Annotated in this window: 16 protein-coding genes and 1 pseudogene; 9 read left to right on the plus strand and 8 right to left on the minus strand. The window is 71.2% G+C overall.

Annotated elements, in window-relative coordinates:
* Window positions 1-86: 86 nt before the first annotated feature.
* A complete protein-coding gene (locus tag OV079_RS19435; protein WP_267770324.1) occupies window positions 87-2,081 on the plus strand; it encodes a response regulator in 1,995 nt (664 codons plus the stop codon).
* Complete coding sequence (locus OV079_RS19440) at window positions 2,078-3,622, plus strand: response regulator (RefSeq protein WP_267770325.1); 1,545 nt, start codon at window positions 2,078-2,080, stop codon at window positions 3,620-3,622. Before OV079_RS19435 ends, OV079_RS19440 begins: the two co-directional genes overlap by 4 nt.
* Window positions 3,623-3,697: 75 nt before the next feature.
* On the opposite strand, the gene OV079_RS19445 is transcribed toward OV079_RS19440, so the two are convergent.
* On the minus strand, window positions 3,698-4,885 hold the full coding sequence (locus OV079_RS19445; protein ID WP_267770326.1) for a trans-sulfuration enzyme family protein: 1,188 nt from the start codon (window positions 4,883-4,885) through the stop codon (window positions 3,698-3,700).
* 394 nt (window positions 4,886-5,279) lie between these two features.
* On the opposite strand from OV079_RS19445, the gene OV079_RS19450 reads away from it, so the two are divergent.
* From OV079_RS19450 to OV079_RS19460, 3 genes are all read left to right on the plus strand, one after another.
* Window positions 5,280-6,356, plus strand: a complete 1,077-nt coding sequence (locus OV079_RS19450) for an STAS domain-containing protein (RefSeq protein ID WP_267770327.1) — start codon at window positions 5,280-5,282, stop codon at window positions 6,354-6,356.
* A 244-nt stretch (window positions 6,357-6,600) separates the two neighbouring features.
* Window positions 6,601-7,611, plus strand: coding sequence for a GAF domain-containing protein (locus OV079_RS19455; RefSeq protein WP_267770328.1), 1,011 nt, complete (start codon window positions 6,601-6,603; stop codon window positions 7,609-7,611).
* Window positions 7,539-8,003, plus strand: coding sequence for an STAS domain-containing protein (locus tag OV079_RS19460; protein ID WP_267770329.1), 465 nt, complete (start codon window positions 7,539-7,541; stop codon window positions 8,001-8,003). Before OV079_RS19455 ends, OV079_RS19460 begins: the two co-directional genes overlap by 73 nt.
* A gap of 11 nt (window positions 8,004-8,014) precedes the next feature.
* Here OV079_RS19460 and OV079_RS19465 read toward each other — a convergent pair whose 3' ends face one another.
* From OV079_RS19465 to OV079_RS19480, 5 genes and pseudogenes are all read right to left on the minus strand, one after another.
* The gene (locus OV079_RS19465) at window positions 8,015-8,407 is read right to left on the minus strand and encodes a hypothetical protein (protein ID WP_267770330.1); all 393 of its coding nucleotides are present in this window, start codon (window positions 8,405-8,407) and stop codon (window positions 8,015-8,017) included.
* A gap of 73 nt (window positions 8,408-8,480) precedes the next feature.
* The gene (locus OV079_RS19470) at window positions 8,481-8,870 is read right to left on the minus strand and encodes a hypothetical protein (protein WP_267770331.1); all 390 of its coding nucleotides are present in this window, start codon (window positions 8,868-8,870) and stop codon (window positions 8,481-8,483) included.
* Window positions 8,871-8,927: 57 nt separating this feature from the next.
* Window positions 8,928-10,547: a hypothetical protein gene (locus OV079_RS19475; RefSeq protein WP_267770332.1), complete on the minus strand. Its 1,620-nt coding sequence runs from the start codon at window positions 10,545-10,547 to the stop codon at window positions 8,928-8,930.
* Window positions 10,548-10,766: 219 nt separating this feature from the next.
* Window positions 10,767-11,057: pseudogene (locus OV079_RS58195) on the minus strand (eCIS core domain-containing protein); the annotation flags it as partial.
* 745 nt (window positions 11,058-11,802) lie between these two features.
* Window positions 11,803-12,345 (minus strand): hypothetical protein, encoded by a 543-nt coding sequence (locus tag OV079_RS19480; RefSeq protein WP_267770333.1) that lies wholly within the window; start codon window positions 12,343-12,345, stop codon window positions 11,803-11,805.
* Window positions 12,346-12,821: 476 nt separating this feature from the next.
* On the opposite strand from OV079_RS19480, the gene OV079_RS19485 reads away from it, so the two are divergent.
* The 3 genes from OV079_RS19485 (at window position 12,822) to OV079_RS19495 (ending at window position 15,540) form a co-directional block, all read left to right on the plus strand.
* Window positions 12,822-13,379 (plus strand): hypothetical protein, encoded by a 558-nt coding sequence (locus tag OV079_RS19485; protein WP_267770334.1) that lies wholly within the window; start codon window positions 12,822-12,824, stop codon window positions 13,377-13,379.
* A complete protein-coding gene (locus OV079_RS19490) occupies window positions 13,328-14,437 on the plus strand; it encodes a hypothetical protein (protein ID WP_267770335.1) in 1,110 nt (369 codons plus the stop codon). Before OV079_RS19485 ends, OV079_RS19490 begins: the two co-directional genes overlap by 52 nt.
* Before the next feature lie 443 nt (window positions 14,438-14,880).
* Window positions 14,881-15,540 (plus strand): glutathione S-transferase family protein, encoded by a 660-nt coding sequence (locus tag OV079_RS19495; protein WP_267770336.1) that lies wholly within the window; start codon window positions 14,881-14,883, stop codon window positions 15,538-15,540.
* Between the two features lie 26 nt (window positions 15,541-15,566).
* Here OV079_RS19495 and OV079_RS19500 read toward each other — a convergent pair whose 3' ends face one another.
* Window positions 15,567-16,184 (minus strand): hypothetical protein, encoded by a 618-nt coding sequence (locus OV079_RS19500; protein WP_267770337.1) that lies wholly within the window; start codon window positions 16,182-16,184, stop codon window positions 15,567-15,569.
* 923 nt (window positions 16,185-17,107) lie between these two features.
* On the opposite strand from OV079_RS19500, the gene OV079_RS19505 reads away from it, so the two are divergent.
* Entirely contained in the window at window positions 17,108-17,230 is a 123-nt protein-coding gene (locus OV079_RS19505) for a hypothetical protein (RefSeq protein ID WP_267770338.1), read from the plus strand.
* 41 nt (window positions 17,231-17,271) lie between these two features.
* Here the strand turns inward: OV079_RS19505 and OV079_RS19510 are convergent, their stop codons facing one another.
* Entirely contained in the window at window positions 17,272-18,072 is an 801-nt protein-coding gene (locus OV079_RS19510) for a PAS domain-containing protein (protein WP_267770339.1), read from the minus strand.
* Window positions 18,073-18,506 lie beyond the last annotated feature (434 nt).

An 18,506-nucleotide genomic window follows, 5' to 3' on the forward strand; every position in this document is an offset into this window, starting at 1 on the left:
GGGTGACTTAGCTAACATTTTTATGTCACGGGTCGACGAGAGCTTGTGTATGAGCCACACAGGGGAGAGCCTCCGCGCTCGGCCGTATGCAAGTCCCTACCGACTCACTCGCAGCCACGATCGAAGCGCTCAGCCGCGAGCTCGCGCTGGTCGTGGCGCCTGACGGCCGCATCGAGTGGGCGGACCCGCGAGCCCGACAGCAGGGGCTCCAGGCCGGCGCCGACCTGCGCGCGGCGGTGGTGCCCGGCTGCGAGCCCAAGCTCGACGACCTGCTGCGCCAGGCGGCCGCGGAGCCGGTGACCGCGTGGGAGCTCGCGCTGGTGCTCGCGGGCAAGCCGGTGACGCTGTCGGTCTCGGCCCGGCCGGCCGACGGGCGCGTCGCCCTGGTCGGCAGCTTCGTGCCGCAGGACTACGCCGACTCGGTCCACGAGGCCGCCCGCGCCGTCACCGAGATCGTGAACCTCAACCGCCAGCTCGCGCGGCAGAAGACCCGCCTCGAGGAGTCGAACAAGGCGATCCGGGCGCTGCACGACGAGCTCGAGCAACACGCCGACCGCCTGCGCACCTCCGCCGAGATCAAGAGCCGCCTGGTCGCCGGCGTCAGCCACGAGTTCCGCACCCCGCTGCACTCGATCCTCGGCCTCTCGCGCCTGCTCCTGTCGGCCTCCGACGGCCCGCTCAACGACGAGCAGCAGACCCAGGTCGCCTTCATCCGCGACTCGGCCGAGGAGCTGTCGCGCATGATAAACGACATGCTCGACCTGTCGCGGCTCGACGCCGGCAACATCCCGATCCGGGCCGCCCGCTTCGGACTGCGCGACTTCTGGGCGGCGCTGCGCGGGACCATGCGCCCGCTCCTCCGCGACGACCACGGCGTCGAGCTGGTGTTCGAGCCGGCGCCCGACGTCGCGCTCGAGACCGACCAGGGCAAGCTGGCCCAGATCCTGCGCAACCTGATCGCCAACGCGCTCAAGTTCACCGAGCGCGGCGTGGTCCGCGTGTCCGCCGCGGTCGTCGACGACGAGCTCCGCGTCGTCGTCGAGGACACCGGCATCGGCATCGCCCCCGACGACCAGGCGCGGGTGTTCGAGGAGTTCGTGCAGATCGACGGCGCCCTCCAGCGCGCGGCGACCGGCACCGGCCTCGGCCTGCCGCTGGCCAAGAAGCTCACCGAGGCGCTCGGCGGCCGCATCGAGCTCGAGAGCACCCCCGGCAACGGCTCGAGCTTCACCGTCACGGTCCCGATCGAGCACGCCGAGATCGACGCCTACCGCCAGCTCGAGCAGGCCGCGAGGAAGCCCGACCCGACGCGCGCGCCGGTGCTGGTGGTCGAGGACGATCGCAGCGCCGTGTTCGTCTACGAGCGCTACCTGGCGATGGCCGGCTTCCAGGTCCTGCCCGCGCGCACCACCGAGGACGCGCGCAAGGTCCTCAAGCAGATCCGGCCCTCGGCGATCTTGCTCGACGTCATGCTCGAGCGCGAGGACACCTGGAACTTCCTCGCCGACGTCAAGCGCGACCCGCAGACGAACGACATCCCGGTGCTCGTGTGCACGGTGATGAACCGCGAGTCGCGGGCGCGGGCCCTCGGCGCCGACGAGTTCTGGCTCAAGCCGGTCGACGAGGACAAGCTGATCCGCAAGCTGCAGTCGCTCGCCTCCGGCCGCGGGGCCAAGGTCCTGGTCGTCGACGACGAGCCGGCGGCGCGCTACCTGATCAAGAAGTTCCTCGAGACCACGCCGTATCAGCTGCTCGAGGCGGCCGACGGCGACACCGGCGTACACCTGGCGCGGAGCGAGCGGCCCGACGTCATCCTGCTCGACTTCCTGCTCGAGAACATGACCGCGTTCGACGTGATCGACCAGCTCAAGGCCGACCCGCGCACGCGGCCGATCCCGGTCATCGTCGTCACCTCGCACGCGCTCCCGATGGAGGAGCGCCAGCGGCTGGCGGAGAGCACCGAGGCCATCCTTTCCAAGGAGCACCTGTCGCGCGAGCTCGCGATCAACCGCATCCGCGACGCGCTCCGTCACGCGGGCATCCGCGAGCGGCCGCCCGGCAGCGAACGAGGTGGAGCGTGAGGGAGACCCGCAAACCCCTGATCCTCAACGTCAACGACCACGTGGCCAACCGCTACATGGTCTCGAAGATGCTCAAGAACGCGGGCATGCAGGCCATCGAGGCCTCGACCGGCGCCGAGGCGATCGCCCTCGCCCAAGACCCGCGCAACAAGCCCGACCTCGTGGTGCTCGACGTGCGCCTGCCCGACATCGGCGGCTTCGAAGTGTGCCGCCGGCTCAAGTCCGACCCGCGGACGAAGGACATCAAGATCCTCCACACCTCGGCCACCTTCGTCACCTCCGACAACCGCGTCGAGGGCGTCGAGGCCGGCGCCGACGGCTACCTCACCCAGCCCTTCGAACCCCAGGACCTGATCGCCACCGTGCGCGCGCTGCTCCGCCTCCACGAGGCCGAGGCCACCCTGGTCGCGCGCAACGGCCTGCTCGTCGAGGCCGACCGCCGCAAGGACGAGTTCCTGGCCATGCTGGCGCACGAGCTGCGCAACCCGCTGGCCGCGCTGCACATGGGCCTGCCGGTGCTCGACCGCTTCCCGCCGCACGACGAGCTCGAGCGGCAGACGCGCGAGATCATGCAGCGCCAGCTCACCCTCCTCACCCGGCTCGTCGACGACCTGCTCGACGTCTCGCGCGTCACTCGCGGCCGCATCGAGCTGCACCGCGAGCCGATGGACCTCGCCGCCGTGGTCGCGCGCGTGGTCGACGTCATGCGCCAGCGGGTCGCCGAGCCGCGCCGGCAGACGATCCGCCTCGAGCTGCCCGCCGGGCCGGTGCCGCTGTCCGCCGACAGCGGGCGCATCGAGCAGGTCCTGACCAACCTGCTCGACAACGCCAGCAAGTACTCCGACCCCGGCACCACCATCGAGGTCCGCCTCGCCGTCACGAGCGGCCAGGCCGAGCTGGTCGTGCGCGACCACGGCATCGGCATCGACGCCGCCACCCTGCCCGCGATCTTCGACCTGTTCGCCCAGGCGACCCGCTCGCTCGACCGCTCGCACGGCGGGCTCGGGATCGGGCTGACGCTGGCGAAGGGCCTCATCGACCTCCACGGCGGCACGATCGCCGCCGCCTCCGACGGCCTCGGCCTCGGCACCGAGCTCAAGATCCGCCTGCCGCTGCACGCCGGCAGCGAGCTCGTCGCCGCCCCCGCGAGCGAGCCCCCGCCGGCCCCGAGCCGCCGCCGGATCCTCGTCGTCGACGACAACGAGGACGGCCGCAAGATGCTGCGCAAGCTGTGCGAGCTGCAGGGCCACGAGGTCTCCGAGGCCGCCGACGGCCTCGAGGGCGTCCGCGCCGCCCTCGCCGAGCGGCCCGACGTCGCCTTCGTCGACATCGGCCTGCCCGGCATCGACGGCTACGAGGTCGCCCGCCGCGTCCGCGCCCAGCTCGACGGCCACTCCCCGGTGCTGATCGCCCTGTCCGGCTACGGCTCGCCCGAGCACCGCGAGCGCGCCCACGAGGCCGGCTTCGACGAGCACGTCGTCAAGCCGATCAAGCTCGCCAACCTGCGCCGGATCGTCGCCGGCGTGCAGCCCAAGGCGTGAGGCCTTTGGGGCATGTCCACAAGGACATGCCCGTCCGGACATGCCCCTCCGGACATGTCCCGGAGCGCCTGTCCCTCAGCCGCGCAGCGCCTGGTCGAGGTCGGCGATCAGGTCCTCGACGTCCTCGACGCCCACGGCCAGGCGGATCAGGTTGTCGCGGATCCCGACGGCCTCGCGCTCGGCCGTCGACAGCTTGTAGAACGACATCAGCGCCGGCTGCTCGATCAGGCTCTCGACCCCGCCGAGCGACGGGGCGATCCGCGGCACCTCGCAGCGGTCGATGAAGCGCGAGGTGCGGTCGAGGTCGCCGCGCACGAGGAAGCTGACCACCCCGCCGAAGCCGCGCATCTGCGCCTGGGCGACGGCGTGGTCGGGGTGCGACGCGAGGCCCGGGTAGAACACGCGCTCGACCTCCGGGTGGGCCTCGAGGAAGCCGGCGATCCGCAGCGCGCTGGCGTTCTGGCGCTCGACGCGGAGCGTGAGGGTCTTGAGCCCGCGGTGCAGCAGGTAGGCGCTGTGGCCGTCGAGCACCCCGCCGAGCATGCCGCGGAGGTCCTTGACCGCGCCGACCAGCCCGGCGTCGCCGCACACGGCCCCGGCCAGCAGGTCGTTGTGGCCGCCGAGGTACTTGGTGCCGGCGTGCAGCACCAGGTCGGCGCCGCGCCGCAGCGGTTGCAGGTTGACCGGCGTGGCGAAGGTCGCGTCGATCACGACCTTCAGGCCCGAGCCGCGGTGCTGGGCCTTGATCGCCGCCAGGCGGTCGAGGTCGGCCACCCGCAGGTACGGGTTGGTCGGCGACTCTCCGAGCAGCACCCGCGTCTTGCCCGGCACGATCGCCGCCGCCAGCGCCTCGTAGTCGCCCGGCTCCACGAGCGTCGACTCGACCCCGAACTTGCGCAAGAACCCGGTCACGAACTGCCGCGTGCGCCGGTAGCCGTCGGCCGTCAGCACCACGTGCTGCCCGCTCCGCACCAGGGCGAACAGCGTCGTCGAGATCGCCGCCATCCCGCTGCCGAACAGCGCGCAGTCCTCCGCGCCCTCGAGCGCCGCCAGCTTGCGCTCCACGGCCGCCACCGACGGGTTGCCGTAGCGCCCGTACTCTTCGCGCCGGACCCGGCCCTCGAAGTGATCCCGCACCTCCGCCGTGTCGCGGAACGTGTAGGTCGCTGTGCACGCGATCGGTGGCACGATGGCGTCGTCGGGGTTCGGATGGCGCTCCCCGGCGTGGACGGCGAGCGTGGAGAGGCGAGACGGCCCGGTCACGAGCGCACCGTCGCGCATCGGGCCGGCCCTTGCAACGCGCGGAACCGCGCCCCTCGCGCGAAAATAACCGAGCCGGACATGGTGGATCCATGGGAGCCTGGCCACCGGGAACTTCCCGAGGTCTCATGGCCCCAAGCTCCTTCGATCGCGTCTCCTCCGCCACCCCGCTCCTCGAGTCCGCCCTGGCGCAAGTCTTCACCGGCCTCACCCGCGCCGGCAGCGAGGCCGAGCTGCTGACCGCGTGTGGCCCCATCTTCCGGGCCCTCGCGCCCCGCGGGGTCGAGCTGCTCGACGACGGCGGCGGGCGTCTGGCTCGCTGGGAGCCCGAGGGGTCCGCCCCCTGGAGTCGAGGCCGGCGATCGACGCGCAGGAACTGCGCTGGCGCCAGGGCCCCGTGTTCGTCGCCGACGTCGCTACCGACCCGCGCTGCGGCGCCGCCCGGACCGCGCTGCAGGCCGCCGGGGTCGCGGCCACCGCGATCGTGCCGCTGCACTGCGACGCCCTCGACGTCGTCGGCGCCGTGCGGCTCGACTTCGCCGAGCCGCGCGAGCTCGTCGCCGACGAGCGCGACGTCCTCGGCGTCCTCGCCCACGGCCTCGCCGCCTTCCTGGTCGCGCGGCGCCACCTCCTGCGCCAGCGCGAGGCCCTCCGCGCCCTCGAGCGCGAGCGCAGCACCCTCAACACCATCCTCGATCACCTGCCGGTCGGCGTCTTCCTCGCCGAGGCCGGCACCGGCAAGGTCCTGCTGGTCAACAACCTCGGCGCCGAGATGCTCGGCCGCGGCGTCGACCCCAACGCGCACCAGGACAACTACCAGGACGTGTATCAGTGCATGCGCGTCGGCCTCGACGAGGCCATGCCGGCCGAGGAGCTGCCGCTGGTCCAGACGCTCACCACCGGGCAGCCGCGCCAGGGCGCGATGGACATCGTGCGCCCCACCGGCGATCGGGTCACCATCGAGGTCAACTCGGCGCCGATCCACGACGGCGACGGCTCGATGTTCGCGGCCGTCGTCGCCTTCACCGACGTCACCGAGCGCAACCGCCTGGAGGCCGAGCGGACCTCGTACCGCGACGAGCTGATCCGGGCCCAGGCGCAGGCCCTGGCCGAGCGGTCCACCCCGCTCGTGCCGCTCGGCGACGGCGTCGTCGCCATGCCGATCGTCGGCACCCTCGACCGCGAGCGCGCCGACCAGATCGTCCAGACCCTGCTGGACGGCTGCGCCGCGCGCAAGGCCCGGGTCGCGATCCTCGACGTCACCGGCGTCCCGCACGCCGACACCGCCGTCGCCGCCGCCCTCCTGCGCGCCGCCGCGGCCGTGCGGCTCCTCGGCGTCGAGCCGATCCTCACCGGCATCCGCCCCGACGTCGCGCGCGCCCTGGTCGGCCTCGACGTCGACCTCAAGGGCCTCGTCACCCTCTCGACCTTGCAGGACGGCATCCTCCACGCCGCCCGCGGTCGCCGCCACTGAGCGCCCGCGGGCCGCAGCGTCGACCTTGCGAGACGGCATCCTCCACGCCGCCCGCGGCCGCCGCCACCGAGCGCGAGCAACCCGCCGCGAGCGGCCTCGCGGTCCTCCGCCGCCGACCGTCGCGCACGCAGGACGCACGCTGCCGTGATTCCACGCGAACACGGCCCCGCGCGCGCCCGCGCAAAGTGTACGCGCGTGGACCTGTGAACGCCGTCGCGAGCCGGGCTACCCTCGGCGAGCTCGTATGTCCCACGCCGACGCCTCCCCGGTCGAGCTGTCCGCCTCGACCGCGCAGATCCTCGCCACAGTCTTCACCGGCCTCGCCGAGGCGCGCAGCGAGGTCGACCTGCTCTCGGCGGCGCTCGTGTATCTGCGCCCGCTTGGCCCGTTCGCCATCAACCTCCACCTCACCAGCGTGTTCGAGGACGGCGTCCCGATCCTGGCCCGCCCGGTCGCCCAGTGGTTCGCGGGCACCGAGCTCGCCGCCCCCGCCGACGGCGAGATCGACCTCCGCTCGCACCTCTCGATCTCGCAGCTCTGGTACGACCAGAGCGCGCCGGTCTTCCTCGAGGACATCGCCGCCGACCCGCGCTGCGACGCCGTCTACCGCGACTTCATCCTCGGCCACGGCATCCGCGCCCAGGTCTTCCTGCCGCTGCACAGCGAGGCCGCCGGCCGCGTGATCGGCGTCGTCGTCGCCCACTTCCAGGCCCCGCGGCAGTTCACCGGCGAAGAACGATCTGTCCTCAAGACCCTGTCCTACGGGCTAGCCTCGTTCCTCGCCAGCCGGCGCCTGCTGGCCGAGCGCGAGGAGTCGTTGCGGCAGGCCGAGCGCCAGCGGCGGATGCTGACCGCCGTGCTCGAGAACCTGCCGATCGGCGTCTATTTGGCCGAGGCCGGCACCCACAAGCCGCTGCTGGCCAACCAGATCGGCGTCGAGACCATGGGCAAGCAGCGGATCGAGGACGACGGCCGCGTCTACTACGAGGCCTTCACGATCTACCGGCAAGGCACGCGCGACCCGATCCCGTACCACGAGCTCCGCTCTACCGCACCCTCGCCACCGGCGAGCCGCACGCCGGCGTCGTCGACGTCATCAGCCAGGTCGAGGGCGGCGGCATCGTCACCCTCGAGCTGCAAGCCGCCCCGGTGCGCGACGAGGGCGGCGAGATGTTCGCCGCGGTGGTCGTCTACCTCGACATCACCGAGCGCAACCGGGCCGAGGCCGAGCGCGCCCAGATCCGCGACGAGCTGATCCGGACGCAGGCGCAGGCGCTGGCCGAGCGCTCGACCCCGCTGATCCCGCTCGGCGCCGACGTGGTCGCCATGCCGATCGTCGGCACCCTCGACGGCGCCCGCGCCGACCAGGTCATCGAGGTCCTGCTGGCCGGCTGCGCCGCCCGCAAGGCCCGCCACGCGATCCTCGACGTCACCGGCGTCCCGCACGCCGACACCGCCGTCGCCGCCGCCCTCCTGCGCGCCGCCGCGGCCGTCCGCCTGCTCGGCGTCGAACCGATCCTCACTGGCATCCGCCCCGAAGTCGCCCGCACCCTCGTCGGCCTCGACGTGGACCTCCGCGGCGTCGTCACCCTGCCCACCCTGCAAGAAGGCATCGCCCACGCGACCCGCAATGCGACGCGCCGCTGACCCTCGCGCGATCAGGCTCTCGCGTTCCGCACCGCCTCGAGGATGGCGAGCGCCTCGCAGCGGCACGTCTCCAGCATCTGCAGGTAACGCATGATGTCCGGATATTCGCCGGCGTGCTCCCGGCCGAATCGCTGAAGCGTGGGGTCGTCGAGCACGACCATCCGTCGCAAGTGCGGGATCGCCTGCTCGAGGTCGTCGAACTCCAGGCGGTCGACGATCCTCGACACATAGCCGCCGATGTCGGTGGCGAGCCGCTCCATGACTCCCAGCGGATCGTCGTCGGCGTCCCTCCGCTCCCACCAGATCGCGTGAGCCCGGCCACGATCGGGCCCGCTGGCCCGATACAGCTCGAACGAGACCTCGTAGAGCCCTTCCAGGAGCTTGCGCTTGTCCTCGGGGATCATGTCGAGCGTTCCGCGAGGAGGACGATGACGGTCCGCACGATCGACACGAGCCTGAGCCCTGGTGCCCTTCTGGTCAGGCTCGAGAGGCCCGCGCAGCCTCGAGGATGGCGAGCGCCTCGCAGCGGCACGTCTCCAGGATCTGCAGGTAACGCATGAGGTCCGGATATTCGGCGGCGTGCTCCCGGCCGAATCGCTGGAGCGTGGGGTCGTCGAGCACGACCATCCGTCGCAAGTGCGGGATCGCCTGCTCGAGATCGTCGAACTTTCGGCGGCCGACGAGCCTCGACACATAGCCGCCGATATCCGTGGCGAGAAGCTCCATCACTCCCAGCGGATCGTCGTCGTCGTCTCGCTCCCACCAGATCGCGTGAACCCGGCCACGATCGGGCCCGCTGGCCTGGTAGAGCGCAAACGAAGTCTCATAGAGTTCTTCCAGTTGCTTCCGCTTGTCCTCGGGGACCATGTCGAGCCTCTCTGCCGTACTTTGGCGCAGTCGCGGGCCGTTCTCAAGCACTCGCCCTCAGCGCGGATTGAATCCGTACGTGACGATCTTGCCCGTCGAGGCCTCGACCTCCAGGAACTCGCCATCGGTTCTTTCGTATTTGACCACATCCCCGCCCTCCTTGGGCCCCGTCTTATGAGCGCCCTTGCGCTTGAATTCGGCGGCCTTGCGGAGGTATTTGAGCGGGTCGAACCGCTTTCGGCCGGCGTGGTCCCGCACGCTGTGGGCCGGGGAGTCGTAGGTCCGTTTGGCCCACGTGCCGATCAGCCTCACCATCTCCTCGATCTCTCGGACCTTCCGTCCCTTGAAGAGCGCGGCCTCGTCAGCGTCCGGCGCACGCCTGAGGATACGCTCGATGTCCGCGCTCTCGGCGACCTTGTTCGCAGCGGCCTCCGCCTCTGCTCGCTTCTTGGCCGCCGCCGCCTCCGCCTCCGCCTTCGCGCTCGACTTGCCGCCGCCGCTCCCGATCGCCGACATGAGCGTCGGTCGCGTCAACACGGGCCCGGTCGTCGTGAGGCTGCCGGGGATGAGCACTGGTCGACCGAGGCCGATCGTGCCGCCCGAGCTCACGCTCTCGGCCATCGCCAGCTGGGGCAGCCGCACCGTGATCGCGCTGTCGATCTTCGCCGCGCGGCCGAGGTTGCCGCGGACACCGGTGACCGCGAGCGCCGCCATGGCGATCGTCACCAGCATCTTGAGGAATTCCTTGCTGGCCGCCTCGATCTGCTTCGCGTCGCCGCCGGCGGTCCACGCCGTGGTCAGCCATTTCTCCGCGTGCCGCAGGGCCTGCGCGCCGGCCTCCACGGCTGCCGTCGCGCCCATCGCGGCCAGAATCAGCTGGATGAGGAGCGCGGCCAATTGGCCGACGCCGGTCGGAGTCGCGGCCAGGAACGCCGAGGCCGCCTCGGCGAAGATGAATGCGGCGGTGACGCCGATGATCTCGGGCAAGTGGGCCGTGATCGCCTCGGCGTATTCGCCGGCGACGACGCCCAAGTAAAGCGGCGAATCCGTGACGCTCTGCAGGATGTCCTGCATGTGGCCGAGGGCACGCCGACCCTTGGCGACCAGACCGTTCGTCAGCGAGCCGTCGGGCACCTCCGACTTGAGGGCCAGCGCGTGCGCCGGACTGACGAGCCAGATCCGCCGGCCCGCTTCGAGCTGGATGTTGTTCGCGCCCTCGCCGAGGATGTTCGGCGCTTGAAAGCTGCCTCGCAGGCCGGCGCGGTCCTTGTCGCGGTTGACCGCCAGCAGGACGTTCTCGTAGTAGCGAAGATCGTGCCCGTCGGTGACGTGAGCGGAGAACTCGCGCCGGGCCAGACCCTCCACGGTGTCTCCCTCCGCGATCTGGTACAACCTGGCCCCGGGCTCCGGCACGTCGGTATTGACGCGGAAATCTTGCACGTACCCGCGCAGGAACGTCGAGGCGAGCCTGGTGGTGACGTACCACCACTCCGGCGCCTCCGGGTGCCGCCCGCTGACGAATACACGGGTGGCCGGAGGGAGCGGAGTCCTCGTCAGCTTGATTCCTCCGAGCTCCGCCGGACGCGAACGAATGTTGACACCGTCGTCGTTGTCGATGAACCCGGGCTTGTTGATCCCCGGGAGCGGTCGGTCGACTTCGGTCGCAGGATCTACCACTGCAGGATCGGGCTTTCGCTGGATCGGCGCATTCGGCGATACCCTGGCCGCGAACGGACGGAGGGCCGGAACCCACGGAGACGCAGGCGTGGCCGGCATCGCAGCCAGGGCCCGCGCTGCGCGCTCTCCCATGGCGTCGGCCTCGCGCTCGAGCCGGGGCTCGTCGTTGAGTCCGAACCCCAGGCGCGAAGCATCGGAACGCACTCGCCCCTCGCGCTGTTGCATCACGTGCCCGAGTTCGTGCCCCAGCAACCGCCGTCCGCTCGTCGTATGCGGCGTCCACCGGCCCGGAGCGACGTGGATGTCGTGCCCCTGGGTGAATGCGAGCGCGCCGAACTCGGTGGCCCGCGGCGAACCGACGTGAACTTGTACGGCGGAGAAATCGGCCCCCAGCGCCCGCTCCAGGGCCTCTCGCAGGGGCGGTATCGAGCGTGCGCCGTGGGACCCCCGCGCACCGGGAACCAGGGCGACGAGCGCTCGTCGCCGAGCGCGGGCCGCATCGGCGAAGATGCGAAATCATGCGAGCCGCGGGACAACTCGAAAGAATGCTCGCTCTGAAGCTTTCCCCCGGGGAGCGGGGACGACCGCGCGGAACGGAGCGCTCCTTCGCGGCCCAGCCGGCCGTCCGGCGGCCCCGACAGCGTCGGCGCTCGCTCCGGTGAGAGTCCGGCCACTGCATCGAGCGCCGAGGTCGTCTCCCGATTGTCCAGCGATGCCGAAGGGTCCGCGGCCCACGCTGCCCCTGCCAGCTCCTCGCGGGCCTTCAGCGGACTTGGGAGACGCAGGGCCGACGGCCTCGAAGGGGAGGTCGCAGCGGCCGGGCGACGGCTGAGCGAGGACATATGAGACATCGAGCAGCTCCTCGATCACCTCGCAGCATACCTGCGCGACGCCGCGAGGCGGGCGAAGGCAACCCCGTATTACAGCGCCCTCGACGGCCCAGATCCCGCGACGAAGGCGCACGGTTCGCGTGCGATCCATTTTCAGGCTATCTGCGCCGAAGCACCGGGTCAAGGCCCGTGTTCGCGCGTCAAACAGGCCCACCGGCCTCCTCACGCCAGAGTGGAGCAATCCTTCCAGCCGCTCTGCTCGCTGCTCTGTGACCCCGACAGAATACGCCGAGCCTATGCTCATAGAATGTTTCGTCATGATCCGCTCCATTCACCGGAGCGTTCCCGGGCCGCCGGCGCCGCGCCACGATCTGACCAGGCGCGACCCACAGCGATCGCGCCGGCCGGCATGACTCTCCTGCGAATCAGTTCTCCCACCAAGCCTCGCAGCTGAGGGCGCCCAGCGACCCGGGGTGCGACAGCGGGATCACTCGCGTCGTGCCCAACGGGATCGGCGCAGTCGACCCGGTGAACGGCGCGGGGCTGCCGTAGTAGTGGTTGACCTTGTACTGGATCGTGTGTGAGCCGGCGAAGATGTCGCTGCAGTCCGTCAGGAACGTGGGTCCCGGGTTGACGATGCGGGCGTAGACCTCGAACGGGTCGCCGTACTCGATCTCGCAGCACATCGAGTGCTTCGCCGCGAGCGGGTCGCCGGGCGCGGCCTGCAGCTCGTCGGGGCCGAGCCCGGGCGCCTGCGAAGCTTCGCCATCCTCGGCCTCCTCGGCATCCTCGGGCTCGGCGACGAGCTCCAGCTTGTCCTCGTCGGCCACCGCTTCGAGCTCGGCGTCGAGGGGAGCCTCGTCCATATCGTCACAGGCCGGGGCAGACAGGGCCAATAGCGGCATCAGGATCTGCAGCTTGCGGGCGAGGTCGATTCGAAAACAGGAAAGACTGAGTTTCTCGGTCATGGCGAAATTCACCGCGGCGTTCTCCTCGCCTGTCCAGTGACCGCTCCGACCCAAGCAATTGAGCGGCACCCCATTTTTTCTGCCGGCCCGAGGATCGGCGGTTCCCGGCCGCCACCTTACCTTCATGGCTCGCCCGAGCCGTTCCGGCGGACTCGTCGCCGCGGCCCCGCGTGAACGGTGCATTGCGACCGCGCCGACGCGTCGACGCTCGCCACCACGTTGACCCAAGCCCTGCCCTCCTCGATTCAGTGCCGTACTCTCATCATTCACCGCCGCGCGCGAAATCGACTGAGGCTTCACGACCTCGGCGTCCGCACACGCGCTGAGGGACTCGCCGAGCGCCCTCCCCTCCCGCTCCGCCCGCGTGGATCGCCGATCGGGCCCGCCGGGCGTCCACGGGCGACAGCCTCGGCGTTTTGTGTTTGGATCGGTCCATGCGACGTTCAGCATGGCTTTGGGGGGCGCCGGTGGCTTGCATGCTCGCGTGCAACGGCGGCGGCGGCGGCGACGACACCGACACGACCGACGGCACCGGCGCGGCGAGCACGATGAGCAGCGCGCCTTCGACCGGCAACACGCCGGGCACCACCACCGACGAGCCGCCGACCACCAGCGGGCCGACCGCGCCGACCGGCACCGACGGCACCAGCGAGTCGAGCGACACCACCCCGCCCGTGACCACCACCGACGGCACCACCGGCGACCCGCCCGACCCGAACGAGCTCGGCGGCCCGTTCCGTCGCGGCATCAACATCGGCGTGCGCAACCCCAGCTTCCCCGACCCGGACGGCGCCTGGCTCGCGGGACAGGTCGGCTGCAACAGCATCCGCGTCTCCCTGCCGGAGCGGCACCTCGTCACCTGGGGCTACGACATCGAGGTCTCCGACATCGCCGCTTACGCCGACATGGGCCTCGACCATCACATCGCCTTCTTGACCTCGCCGATCGCCGAGCACTCGACCGCGCCGGACGGCACCCCCGAGTGGAGCTCGCGCATTACATCCCGGCCAACCTGTACGAGCCGGCGGTCGTGAACGGCGCGATCAACCCGAACAACTACTGGGCCGAATACGTGTACAAGACCGTCAGCACGTACAAGGACCACGTCGATATGTGGGAGATCTGGAACGAGCCCGACTGGGTCGCCGACTGGAATTACACCGAGACGTGGGACACCGACCCGCCGACCAAGGAGCAGCTCGTGCGCTTCGGCGGCTCGATCTTCGACTACGTGCGCATGCTGCGGGTCAGCAAGGAGGCCGCGCTGCTGGCCGATCCGGACGCCAAGATCGCTCTCGGCGGGATCGGCTACCCCAACTTCCTCGACGCCCTCCTGCGCTACACCGACAACCCCGACGGCGGCGCGGTCTCGGCCGACTTCCCCGAGACCGGCGCGGCCTACTTCGACATCCTCAACTACCACTATTACCCGCTGTGGACCCCCGGCAATCCGGACGCCGGCGCCGACGGCTTCTTCGCCTCGCGCGACGCCTTCGCCGCCAAGATGGCGGCCGCGGGCGTGCCCGAGCGGCCCTATAACGTCACCGAGGTCGGCGCGCCCAAGACCGCCCTGAACGGCCAGCCCGGCGGCGTCGAGTACGCGCGCAATTTCTACATCAAGGTGTTCGCGCGCGCCCAGGCCGAGAAGTTCATCGGCGCCGACTGGTTCATCCTCAGCGACGGCGACCCCGGCGAGCCGTTCGGCGAGATGGGCCTCTATCAGGACATCAAGGACCTCGGCGCCAAGGAGGACGCCGTGCCCTCGGTCACCGGCGTCGCCGCCAGGACCCTCAACACCTTGCTGGCCGACTCGCGCGCCGACCCGCCCGCGACCGCCGCCCTGGGCGCCCCCGCCGACGTGCGCGCCTACGCGTTCCGCCTGCCCGACGACCGCCAGGCGATCGTCGCCTGGGCCTACGCGCTCGGCACCGACGAGTCGGCGCAGGCCCACTTCGACCTGCCGACCGACAAGAGCTTCGACCTGCACGCGTGGGACTCCAGCCAGACCGGCACCTCGACCCCGCTGGCCCCCGAGGGCGGGCTCCTCGGCCTCGACCTCACCGCCTCGCCGGTGATCCTCGTCGAGCAATGACGGCATGGCTCTCTAGACATGCTCATGCGGGCATGTCCCTTCGAGCATGTCTTGAAGCGCGACCGGCGACCCGGCGCTCTCGCCCGCGCCGACGATCGCGCGACGACGGCGCTGTCGCCGGCGCCGACGACAGCGCGCTTGCGAGGGAACGTGACCGATGGACCTGCACCCTCGCAGCGCGTCGTTCCCCATGCTCGCCCGAAGTTCGTGGCCACGACCTGCTCCTCGGAGCATGTCCCATCCGCCATGTCTCGGCGCGCGACCCACGAAGCCCGCTCTACTTCGGCCCTCCCGCGGCCCTGCGACCTGCGTGACCCCACCGCGATTCAGCAGGCCTACCCTCCCGCCTATCGTGTTGCGCGGCTCGCCGAGGCCGGTCGCGGCCCCGACGGCGGCATCCTCGTTGACAGCCCTGGCGGGCGTGATAGTGGAGCCGCTCCCCCATGCCCGACCTGACGCTGCACGCCCACCCCCTGTCCTCCTATTGCTGGAAGGTCCTGACCGCCCTCTACGAGGCCGGCACCGGCTTCACCTACCAGCACCTCGACCTCGCCGACCCGCGGGCGCGCGCCGAGTTTTACGCGCTGTGGCCGATGGGCAAGATGCCCGTCCTGGTCGACGCGACCGCGGGCCGCACCGTCCCCGAGACCAGCGTCATCATCGAGTACCTCGACCGCTACGCCGCGCCGGCGCACCGCATGCTGCCGGGCGACGCCGAGGCGGCGCTCGAGGTCCGCGCCTGGGACCGCTTCTTCGACCTCCACGTCATGACGCCGATGCAGAAGATCGTCGGCGACCGGATCCGCCCGGCCGACTGCCGCGATCCGTTCGGCGTGGCCGAGGCCCGGCGCACCCTGGACGCCGCCTACGGCGTGCTGGAGGCCCGCATGCAGGGCCGCGAGTGGGCGGCCGGCGAATTCGGCCTGGCCGACTGCGCCGCCGCCCCGGCCCTGTACTACGCAGACAAGGTGACGCCCCTGCGCGGCCGCCTCCCCGCGCTCACCGCCTACCTCGAGCGGCTCGAAACGCGCCCGTCGTTCGCCCGCGTGCTGGTCGAGGCCCAGCCGTACGCGCATTTCTTTCCGCGCGAGAACGTGGGCTGAAGCGGACCCGCCTCCCCACGTATGTCCTATCGGACATGCCCCCCACGGCATGTCCGCTTCGCCATGTCCTCGAGTACATATCTGTACCAGGCCCATGACGCAGACGCGACGCCCGGCCGCGAGCTCGGCCCGCGCGCCACGCCTCCGGCCCGGAGAATCGCTCGGAGCCAACCCTTCAGCGCGCGACCGATCGCAACACCGGCGTGCGTGTCGGTCGGAGCCCCCACCGTTCGACCGGCAGGGTGGTTCCGCCGACGGATGGGACGGTGTAGCGTCGATGGTCGCGGCAGGAAGCGACTCATGCGAACTTCACAGCGCTCTCTCTCATCCCTGGGTTTCACGCTCGCGCTCGCGGCGGCACCGGCCTGCGGCGGCCCGTCCGCGCAGACCGACTCCGACGGCTCGGCCGGCACGACGTCGACGAGCGACGCGACGACGACGACCGAGCCCGGACCGACCACCACCGTCGAACCCCCCGGCCCGACGAGCACGGACACCACCGCGGAGGCGAGCGGCACCACGACGGAGGCGAGCACGAGCACCACGAGCACGGGCACCACCGCGGAGGCGAGCACGAGCACCACGACCACGGAGTCGAGCACGAGCACCACGACCGCGGACACGAGCACGACGAGCACGAGCACCGGGGACACCGAATCGGGGGTCTGCGAGCCCACCTGGGTCGTGCCCGACGTCGCGGCCGACTTGCTCGCGAAGCACGACCTGCTGTGGATCGAGTGCGACCTGCTGAGCTGCGGCGCCGACGATCAGCCGGGGCCGGGCGAGACGAGCCTCCTGTGCGACGAGTTCACGCTCGACGGCGTGCCGCTCGAGTACCTCGGCTACCTGCACCCCAACGCCACCGGGGCGTTCACGACCGACGACGTGATCTCGCCGTCGAACATCGCCTGGCTCGACGGCGAGCGGCACGTCTATCGCTATGGCGAATCGATCTACGTCATGACCGAGCAGGACGAGGCCCGCGATCAGCTCGAGGTCTTCTTCACGGTGCGCGCGCTCGAGCTGCTGCGCGTCGATCACCCGGCGACCTACCAGGCGCTGCTGGTCGACACGGCGGAGTTCCCGGCCCAGGCGCCGATCGACGGCCTCGGGTGGAAGAACCGGACGCGCAGCGTGGTGATCTCGTTCGACACCACCCCGCTCTACATCGCCGCCGGCATCACGGTGCTCGACACGGCGCCGACCCTGGACCAGGGCCTCGACCTCTACAGCAACGTGCCGGCGATCTCGATCGACCGCGAGACGATCCTCGGCGCGTCGGACCAGGTCGGCAGCCGGCCGATCTACGACAAGCCCGGCGACGACGAGAACTTCCTCCGCTACATGCGCGAGGGCGTGGCCGAGACGCTGGTGCACGAGCTGCTGCACCGCTACGTCGACCGGCTCAACAGCGTCGACGCGGCGATGAACGACCTGTACTTCCGCCGCGGCGACATGCAGGCGTGCGCGCTTCGAGCTCGAGGAGGCGCTGGTCGCCGCGGCGTCGCTGCTGCACTTCCGCGCGGCCGGCGGGGTCGGCGAGACCTACCTCGACTACTACGATGTCGTGCTCGACGCCAACCTCGAGGTGGTGATGCAGTGCCCCGAATTCGCCGCGTGGGAGGCGCAGTTCTCGGCGCCGTCGGGCGTCGACCCGCGCTACGACCTCCGCCTCCTCGACCTCGAGTGACGCGAAGGCCATGTCCCCGGGACATGCCCGAGAGACCAGGCTCACCCGCGCCGCGGCCGCAGCGCGTGGGCGACGCCCGCCTTGAGGTCGGCGAGCGCGACGACCCCCTCGAGCGGGATCCCGAGCGCCGCGATCGCCTGCGCCACGGCCGGACGGATCCCGGTGATCACGGCCTCCGCCCCGAGCAGGCGGACCCCGCGGGCGGCGCGGACGATGCCCTCGATCACGTGCGTGTCGATCTCGCGCACCCCGGTGACGTCGAGGATCGCGGTGTGGGCGCGGTGCTCGGCCACGCCGGCCAGCAGAATCTGGGTCGCCTGCGTGCCGCGGGTCTCGTCGAGGGTGCCCACCAGCGGCATCACCACCACCCCGTCGGCGACCGGCAGCAGCGGCGTGGCGAGCTCCTGCAGGGCCTCCTGGTGGGCGCGCGCGGCCACCTCCTCGGCCAGCTTGCGCGCGGTGACGTCGTGGAACCACCCGACCAGGCCGAGCAGCGCGCCCGCGCGGTCGCGCAGCGGCGCCTTGTGCGTCTCGACCCACCGGTCCTCGCCGTCGACGCGCAGCACCTCGAGGATGTTGAGCTTGGCGACCCCGGTGGTGAGCACCTCGCGGTCGTCGTCGCGGAACTTCTCCGCCTGCGCGCGCGGCCACGGCATGTCGAAGTCGTCGCGCCCGCCGATCTCGGCCGGCGTCGCCAGCCCGGCCAGCGCCGCGAACGACGCGTTGCAGCCGTAGTAACGCAGCGACGAGTCCTTCCAGAACATGCTGTACGGCAAGGCGTCCATGGCCGCCTGCAAGACCACGAACGCGCGCCCCAGCGCCTCCGCCGAAGGGTCGATCATCGGGGCCTCAGCGTACGCGACGGCGACCGTCGGCGCCCGCGGCGGCGCAATCATTACGCTGCGAATTCGTCGTGACGGTGTTCGCCCGGAGGTCATCCTTCGGGGCGAATCCTAGGACCGTGAATGCGCCGATCGCCGCCCGCGGCGACCGCGTGCACTGCCATGATTGCCGGCATCGCTGCGGCGACCGCGAACCTCGGGGGACTGCCGCGCGGACAGGCCCGTGCAATCGGCGCAGGGCCGACCCACTCGCTGCACCTCGCCACCCGCACATATGGACAATCCACGGACCCAGGGGGGTGTGTCCGCCCACGGGGGCCCGCAAATTGTCGGGTGACTCGCCGGCCTTGCGACCCGGCCGGTGATCGCAGCGCGGGTCGGCGCTGCGAGCTCGCCCGGACCGCGGCGACCAGCGCGGGCCGCGGCCCCGGATC

The sequence above is a fragment of the Nannocystis pusilla genome (assembly GCF_026626665.1).
Lineage (GTDB): Bacteria > Myxococcota_A > Polyangia > Nannocystales > Nannocystaceae > Nannocystis > Nannocystis pusilla.